Origin of the sequence: Paenibacillus phytorum (assembly GCF_013141715.1) — a bacterium.
Lineage (GTDB): Bacteria > Bacillota > Bacilli > Paenibacillales > NBRC-103111 > Paenibacillus_E > Paenibacillus_E phytorum.
In genome coordinates, this window is the sequence record NZ_WHOA01000086.1 from 1 (window position 1) to 7763 (window position 7763).

The window sequence follows — 7763 nt, forward strand, 5'->3', positions numbered from 1 at the left end:
ATTAAACGTATGGGAAGGAGTCAGGAGGCAAAGCGAATCGCCAGGAGCTTTTTAAGGCATTGGATGCATTAAGAGAGGGTGATACATTCGTTATCTACAAACTGGATCGATTAGCCAGAAGCACCCAGCAGCTCTTCGAGATTCATGAGGATATCACGAAACGGGGAGTTCACTTCGTCTCATTAACGGAAAACATCGACACATCGAACGCAATGGGAGAGGCTATGTTCGGGATGATTGCGGTATTTGCTCAATTTGAGAAGAGCATTATCCAGGAACGTACCAAAGCTGGCTTGGAATCAGCTCGTAAGAAGGGCAATATTGGCGGTAGACCAGCACTAACGGAAAGCAAAAAGCGAACCATTCTTTCACCTGATTAAAGAAGGTCACAATGTAACAGAAAATGCCAAGGAGCAAGGAAGCGGCAGGAGCACGATTTATAAAATAATTAATTCCGTAAAAGACGTATAAACTTTGTAAACTAAAAAAAAAAACCACTCGCATAAGCAAGTGGTCTTTAAAGCGTCATTCATATCTCGGAAAGTTATTGAATCCAAGGGGACACATGCACATCTGCCATGACCGGAACTGCGGGGTTTAGAAGTACCAGTCACCGTAGAAGTTAGGCTCGCCAAAACCGTAGAAATAGACCGTAAAGTCCAATTCCTCAGGCTGATACAGATACGCTGTGCCGGTAGGTGCGTTATTCACCTTGTGCGGCATAGTATACGTTTTGGCTGCTTTTCCGATAGTCTCATGGCGAAGACTTTGCCATTATCAGAAAGCCACAGGATTTTAGCACTTTTCCAACCTACCATGTCAGATCTGTAACCGTAACTTTAGAAGTGGAACCGTGCACATCTGAACCGGTTCGATCGCCTATTTGTTGTATCTATGTCGAATTCCTATACACTGACACAGCCAACGTTGCGTTCCTATTGGCGCGTTGTGACGGGAGGCAAATGGACTTTTCCGGATGATCGGTTCATACCTTTAAAAACAAGTAACCCAAATAGGAAAAGAGGTCTGAAGGTGCCTATACCCGTTCTTTATAAGAAAATGGAAGTGGATGGACTCTCCATTTTTTATCGTGAAGCCGGCAATCCCAAGAACCCTGCCCTTATTCTCCTTCATGGATTCCCCAGCTCTTCCCACATGTTCAGAGACTTAATTCCTTTGTTGGCCGATAGGTATTATGTCCTTGCGCCAGACTATCCCGGTTACGGGAACAGCAGTATGCCCGCTGTGGATTCTTTTTCTTACACCTTCGAGAATATATCCCTTGTAATCGAACGGCTTCTCGATAATCTTCGCATTCCTAGGTACATCTTGTACTGCCATGATTATGGCGGCCCAATAGGGTTTCGCTTGGCCGTACGCCATCCGCAACGTATTCTTGGATTTGTGATCCAGAATGCAGTCGTTAACGTGGAGGGATTAGGTCAACCATTTGACCTGTTCAAAGCACTCTGGGCGGATCCAAGTCCGGAGAATAAAGCTGCCTTTGCTAGTTTGGTTACCCCAACCTTCACCAAAAAACAGTACCTTACCGGCGTTTGTCACCCTTATCTAATTAGTCCGGATGGTTACTCCATGGACCAATACTTTCTAGACCGTCCGGGGAATTCGGAAATTCAGTTGGCCTTGGGTTATGACTACCGGAAGAATGTAGAACAATATCCGCGCTGGCAGCATTATTTACAAACTTTTCAGCCGCCTACTTTGGTGGCATGGGGGAAAAATGATTTTATTTTCACGCTTAATGGAGCTTATGCGTTCAAACGGTTTGTTAAGGAAGCCGAAATATATATGTTATGCGGAGGACACTTTGTCCTAGAGGAAGCACACTACGCGATCGCTGATTTGATCAAAGGTTTTTATTGGTCGTAAATACGGCATCTAGCTTCCGTTATGGACTGGCCATTTCTTGAAACTCCCCAGAACCAATAATAACAAGGAATGCCAATCATTTTGTATCCCGAAACCATCCCGCCAATACTACTCCGCGCGTCATGACTAACAGGTCATGGGGGGTGAAGATCAGGTAGATTCGGCAGAACGAAGGCTGGAGCCATTTTTTTAAAAAAGGTATGCCAACGGATATGTCGCGTGGCTGAAAAACTGGATATGGTGAGAATGTTCAAACAGACTGAACTGACGAACTTCCGAATGTACAGGTCTAAAGTTAGAAATATATGGAAACATATGTACCATCAAACGATGGGGTGGGCGGCGTAAAGTAATAATTTTTTCTATGAAATACGCTATGCCGAACAATGGCGGCATTGGTCTCACAGGCTTAGAGGAAGCACCTAAGTCCAGAAAGAATAGCTAGGTTGTAAGGGACTTGGAAAGCAAGGGACGTTGCAACAAGGGCTGTTACCCGAAACGGTTGTTATAAGGCACATGCCAAAATACATTAATCCTTGTGAGGGCAGGGGCACGACTGATGAATCTCCTGTAATGGGAGTGGAGGAACAGCCCCAAGTCTAACTGAAAAGAAAAATTGTTTTCCAAGCGTGAATTGCACCGATCAGGTAGGAACGTGGGGACATCAATGGATGCCACAGTGCAAGCTACTAGGATGACAAACCGTCAATATCCTTGAGTAACGAGGAACTTATGATTTAGTAAATTCAGTTAGAGGGAACGCCGGATGCCGGGAAACTGGCACGTCCGGTGTGGAGCAGGGGAAAAGCTGGAGATGACATCAAATGCTTGCCTATTGCAACCGATAGTTGAATAATAACGCATGAAGGCAGCCAGATCGGCTGCCTTTTCTCAACTATGTGGCAGTATATTGTTGCAAGCTGCTTTTGATATATGGAAGGGGGCCGACATTTGCGGTCTTTTATCTAAGAACTCTATCTCTTAGATAACCGGTACTTGAGAGGTGGAATCCCCATCTTCTTTCGAAAAACCCAATAAAAAACTAAGATCCTCGAAACCAACCTCGTGTGCGATTTCCGCGATTTTTCCGCTGGTCGTTTCCATCATTCTGCAAGCTTCCTTGATTTCAATGTCATGGCTTATATTCCACGAATGTCTTTTTCGTGTAGGTTTTAAATTTGGCAGTGAAAGAAGGAATGCTCATGCCGCACAGACGGCTCAATTGATCCAGGCTGAACGGCTTGTTGTAGTGCTGTTCGATTAGGGAGATGACGGACGCAATCCACTGTTCATACGTATAAGCTAGAGTTGGGTGAGGAGTCCCGTGCGCAGCATAAAACCGGCTTATTTGAACCAGACATTCGATAAAGCGGGTCTTAATCACCAGTTGATATCCTGTCTCGCACTCTTTTTCCTCCCAGTAGAGGGAATCGAGATGGTTTCCAAATAAGGTTTTATGAAGTCCTGTCAGCGTGACATGAGGATAAAACGTGGCGTTTTTTCGCAAAAACGGTGCAATGAAAAAAAATCAAGAAAAGAGGGAATTTCGCACAACGCATTTAGTTCCCTATGGAGCAGCTCCAGCTTAAAAAGAACATTGTAAACGATCGTCTCTTTCTGCAGTGCGCCTTTATAGCTGTGATAAAAATCAAAAAGGAGTTAAACTCAACGTAGGGACGAAGCTTTCAATTTGAAGCCGTTCATACACGTATCCCAAGCTGGGTTAAATCCACTCCAGTCTTCTCCTTTCGGTAGGAGCACCGAGCTAATTCCACCCAGCCCCCAATCCTCGTAAATCACGTCTTTGCGATCTTCCTGGTGGTTATTCACGATCAGAAGATGGAACTTTCCATGCATCAGCCTTTTTAATGCTGCGTGTAGCTCCTGCGCTTCATTTCTTTTCGAATTGGTTCTAATAAAAAGAATCGGTTGACCTTGAATAGTTCTCAAAAACCGATCTACGCGTCGATTGAGCTTTTGTTTAAACGCGGGATAAGCTTCCCGCCATCGCTCCGCGGTGAGATAAAGAGGAAAGTCATGGAAAGATATAACGTCATTTGCGTTATCTCTTACAACAAAGCATTCATTGGTAGTGCCAATGAGTTCAAGCTGGCTAAGTTCCATAAATCCGTTGAAACGATGATCTATCAAACGAACCACTCCGCCGATCGAATCGGAAACAAACCAATCTAAGGGACCCGCATATTTTCGTAAGCCCAGTCTTTTAAGCTGAAATGCTGTTTGACATGTGGAACCCAGACTAATGTAGGCCTTATAACCACCTAGGGAATCGCGCCATTTCATAACTTTCACTCCCGTCTCAACAACTGATCTCCTCCACAATGACGAGTAGAATTAAAGTATGCAAATGTTAAAATTGCGCTTGCAAACATACGACGTAATGCGAAAGTCTTTACTGACAGACAACTTGTATGCAAGTTTAGCCTCAGCATAAAGGTTGAGTAACCGTGGGGTCGCTCCGCTAACCGTCAGGCAGTTTGAAATATTTACGATAAATGGAGGGTTTTGTCCGTTATTAACGAATCCGCAGCTGAATCTATAACGAAATAAAACAAGTTTTTAAGGGGCTTGTTTTGCCTCAACAAAAAAAACCTCCTTTGACAAGCGGTTCAAATTAATTTCAATTATCTTTTCTAGAAAGTGTCTGAGTACCGCTAGTAGCGTTGTTATGTGCGAAAAACGCGAAGCACTACCGTTTTTTACTAATTTTTTTGCTAAGTTTTTTATTACTTTTTACACTATGAAGCCCCAATCCTGGTCCACCAAAACCAAGACCTGGTGCAAAACCAAATCCTGAACTTGGTCCACCCAAACCGAGACCTGGTGCAAAACCAAATCCTGAACCTGGGAGACCTATGCCAGGTATCATTGCCATTACATCCTCCTTCATTACTTTATTAAAGAACACGCTAAATCTTATGTATAATGAAATATCTTTGCTTGTATGTTTGCCCTTTTTTCTGTGCAAAACGGTTTTAATGCTATAACTACGGGATACTCTCTCAATCCAATCGCTTTCGTTTTTTCGGCCCGGTTATCATTGATGGTAAATTTCTTAAACGAAGAAAATACACTTTTATGCAACGTTGATTTTACGCAACTGGGGAACAAATTGAAAAAAACAAAGCTGACAATCCTAGCATATTGCATATCTATGGAGTATATGAGAACGATAAATTAGTAAGTGCAGCATGGATGTACCTAGATGAAGGGACGTCATTTGGAAGTTTATGGGGTGGCACAACATTGTCGGAATATCGAGGGCGAGGATTTTTTACGGATTTGGTGCTGTACGATCTCAAAAGGCATGGTCCGAAGGCTATTCATTTTTAACTGTCTTCGAACCGAATTTCGTACTATGGCTCTAAGCTTTTGCTTTTCAAAATAATCTTCACCTAAGTCTACATACATCTCTTTTCTTGTGAGCAGATAATAAGCAATTCTTAACATGGATATTTGCGGACAAAAAGAGTCCTGTACTTCTGCCAAAGGCGGAAGGGCGGTAACCAGGCTTAGAGACGAAGAAGTGATCGAACAGATTCCCGAAAAATTCGAGTAGACAAAGTAATATTTATAAGCAAAGAGGGCAAATCGTTGAGCACCCTTTCGGGATGATAAAACGTCACTGGGGCTATTCCCAGTCCTTTACTCTACAATACGTAATTATATTTATCAATTTATTCCTCATGACGACCCAAATTGTGGGATTATATCAGAATTATATATAAAAAGCCATGACATATGTCCAATCAATGACTATGTACCGAGCGTATGATTATACCGTAATGAAAATTCACTTGAGGGGAATGAGTAAATATGAGTGGTGCAAGTTGTGCAGGTTATGGTAACAACGCAGCAGCTGTTTTGGTTCTTTTTATTCTTTTGGTTATTATCTTAATGACTTTTGCATTTTAAACCAACATTACAAAAAAACAAAAACGGTCTTATCGCGAAATAGATGCGAATACAGACCGTTTTTTTTCGTTGTTTAAATGAGGGTGACGAGTGAGGTTATGGTGCAAGTTGTGCAGGTTATGGTAACAGCGCAGCAGCTATTTTGGTTCTTTTCATTCTTTTGGTTATCATCACATCAGCTTTTGTATGGTAATTTCTTAATCCAACATCACAAAGAATATCGAGGAAAACAAAAACGGTCTTATCGCGAAATAGATGCGAATACAGACCGTTTTTTCTCTTTGTTTAAATAAGGGTGACGGGTGAGTTGGGTGCTGGCTGGTAATATCAATATATGGTCAAGTGGATGGTTCCGCACTAGGTCGATACCCCCATTTCGATGCCCATTTCAACTATTCCTTCCAGCAAGCAGCTGTAGCCGATCCGATATCCCACCACTTACCGCCACGATGTTGATACCGCTCAAGAAAACTTATTTCTTAAGCATGACAAAAAAGTTCCAAGAAGAGTGAACAAGCTTTATAAACTCCATTTATTCGAGCTTGTCGGGCTATAATGATACCGGAGAGGAAAATAGTAGCTTTTACAAAAGTAAATATCATTAACGAACTTTATTTTCTTGAATCACAAATGATCAAGGGAAATAAAGTTCGTTAGTGAATGTTTACTTTTGCGAATATTCACTTTTTTATTTTTAGGGGGTTCGTTGATTAATGAGGAATATATCGGATGTATTATAAGGAAACTCAATGTGTAAAGTTTTTTATTTCAATTTTAGATGCCTTCCTATCTATATAAACTTCATGTACACTTATTGGTAGAAAGTACTTTACTCATGGAGATGGAAGGGACGGGTGGAATCTGATGAAAATGAGCGGCAATACGGTTCTTGTTACGGGCGGGTCATCCGGCATTGGCTTCGAATTTGCAAGTCAGCTGCTTAAGCTCGGGAATACCGTTATTATCACGGGACGGGATCAAGCGAGGCTTGATGCGACTAAGAAAAAGCTGCCAACGGTACATACGTTTCAGAGCGATGCGGGAGATCCTCAAGCGATTGCAGCATTGTATGCTGTGGTGGTGAAGCAATTTCCCAAGCTCAATGTCTTGATCAATAACGCAGGGTTTATGCGAAAAATAAATCTTCATGCTGCGGGTAACGACCTGGAGGATTTGAACAGCGAGATCGAAACGAACCTCAGTGGTCCGATCTGGATGGTGCAGCAATTTTTATCGCATCTGAAAACGCAAGAGTCGGCTGCGGTCATAAATGTCTCATCAGGCCTTGCGTTCGTGCCTCTTCCGATCTCGCCTATTTATTGCGCAGCGAAGGCCGGCATTCATTCCTATACACTTTCGCTCAGAGCACAGCTTAAAAACACCAAGGTCAAAGTATTCGAGCTGGCTCCGCCGTTGACAGAAACTCCGCTGGTGGATACATTCGATCCGGCAGATTTGACAGGTTCAAAGGCGATGCCAGTCGCTGACATGGTGAGTTTTGCGATCAAAGGAATGGAGAGAGACCAATACGAAATCCGGCCCGGCCAAAGCAATGCTTTAAAAATGATGAACCGGATAGCACCGAATTTTATTTTTAGCCAGCTCAGTAAGACTGTTGACCACATGCTGGGCCAGACAAAATAGTAAGTCATAGAAAAAAAACCTCATCATTCAAGCTCAGCTCCTTCGATCCGATAAGCATCGACGGCTGGAGACATTCCCAGATCTAAAGTGAACTGCTTTTTTGTGGAAAGAGACAGCCATGACAACGACCATATAGTGATATTGCCAGCCACGCCAGGCCAGCCATATTCAACACTACTCACTCGTCACCCCAACACAAGAAAAAAACGGTCTATATTCGCGTCTATTTCGCGATAAGACCGTTTTTGTTTTTTTTGTGATGTTAGTTTAAGGAATTACCATACAAAAGCTGA

Annotated in this window: 7 protein-coding genes and 2 pseudogenes; 4 read left to right on the forward strand and 5 right to left on the reverse strand. The window is 42.7% G+C overall.

Features of this window, described 5'->3' with window-relative positions:
• Window positions 1-29: 29 nt before the first annotated feature.
• Window positions 30-380 (forward strand): annotated as a pseudogene (locus GC098_RS11545) (recombinase family protein); the annotation flags it as partial.
• Window positions 381-894: 514 nt separating this feature from the next.
• A complete protein-coding gene (locus GC098_RS11550; RefSeq protein ID WP_246358560.1) occupies window positions 895-1890 on the forward strand; it encodes an alpha/beta fold hydrolase in 996 nt (331 codons plus the stop codon).
• A gap of 981 nt (window positions 1891-2871) precedes the next feature.
• Here GC098_RS11550 and GC098_RS40810 read toward each other — a convergent pair.
• The 4 genes from GC098_RS40810 to GC098_RS11565 form a co-directional block, all read right to left on the reverse strand.
• The gene (locus GC098_RS40810; protein ID WP_281366962.1) at window positions 2872-2997 is read right to left on the reverse strand and encodes a hypothetical protein; all 126 of its coding nucleotides are present in this window, start codon (window positions 2995-2997) and stop codon (window positions 2872-2874) included.
• A gap of 25 nt (window positions 2998-3022) precedes the next feature.
• On the reverse strand, window positions 3023-3274 hold the full coding sequence (locus GC098_RS11555; RefSeq protein ID WP_171643319.1) for an AraC family transcriptional regulator: 252 nt from the start codon (window positions 3272-3274) through the stop codon (window positions 3023-3025).
• A gap of 281 nt (window positions 3275-3555) precedes the next feature.
• Window positions 3556-4194 (reverse strand): DUF1796 family putative cysteine peptidase, encoded by a 639-nt coding sequence (locus GC098_RS11560; protein WP_171643320.1) that lies wholly within the window; start codon window positions 4192-4194, stop codon window positions 3556-3558.
• Window positions 4195-4600: 406 nt separating this feature from the next.
• On the reverse strand, window positions 4601-4786 hold the full coding sequence (locus GC098_RS11565; protein WP_171643321.1) for a hypothetical protein: 186 nt from the start codon (window positions 4784-4786) through the stop codon (window positions 4601-4603).
• A gap of 1161 nt (window positions 4787-5947) precedes the next feature.
• On the opposite strand from GC098_RS11565, the pseudogene GC098_RS11570 reads away from it, so the two are divergent.
• Both GC098_RS11570 and GC098_RS11575 read left to right on the forward strand, forming a co-directional pair.
• A pseudogene (locus tag GC098_RS11570) lies at window positions 5948-6019 on the forward strand (YjcZ family sporulation protein); the annotation flags it as partial.
• 671 nt (window positions 6020-6690) lie between these two features.
• Complete coding sequence (locus GC098_RS11575; protein ID WP_171643322.1) at window positions 6691-7470, forward strand: SDR family oxidoreductase; 780 nt, start codon at window positions 6691-6693, stop codon at window positions 7468-7470.
• A 23-nt stretch (window positions 7471-7493) separates the two neighbouring features.
• On the opposite strand, the gene GC098_RS11580 is transcribed toward GC098_RS11575, so the two are convergent.
• Window positions 7494-7652 carry a hypothetical protein gene (locus tag GC098_RS11580; protein WP_171643323.1) on the reverse strand — a complete coding sequence of 53 codons (159 nt, stop codon included), beginning with the start codon at window positions 7650-7652 and terminating at the stop codon, window positions 7494-7496.
• Window positions 7653-7763 lie beyond the last annotated feature (111 nt).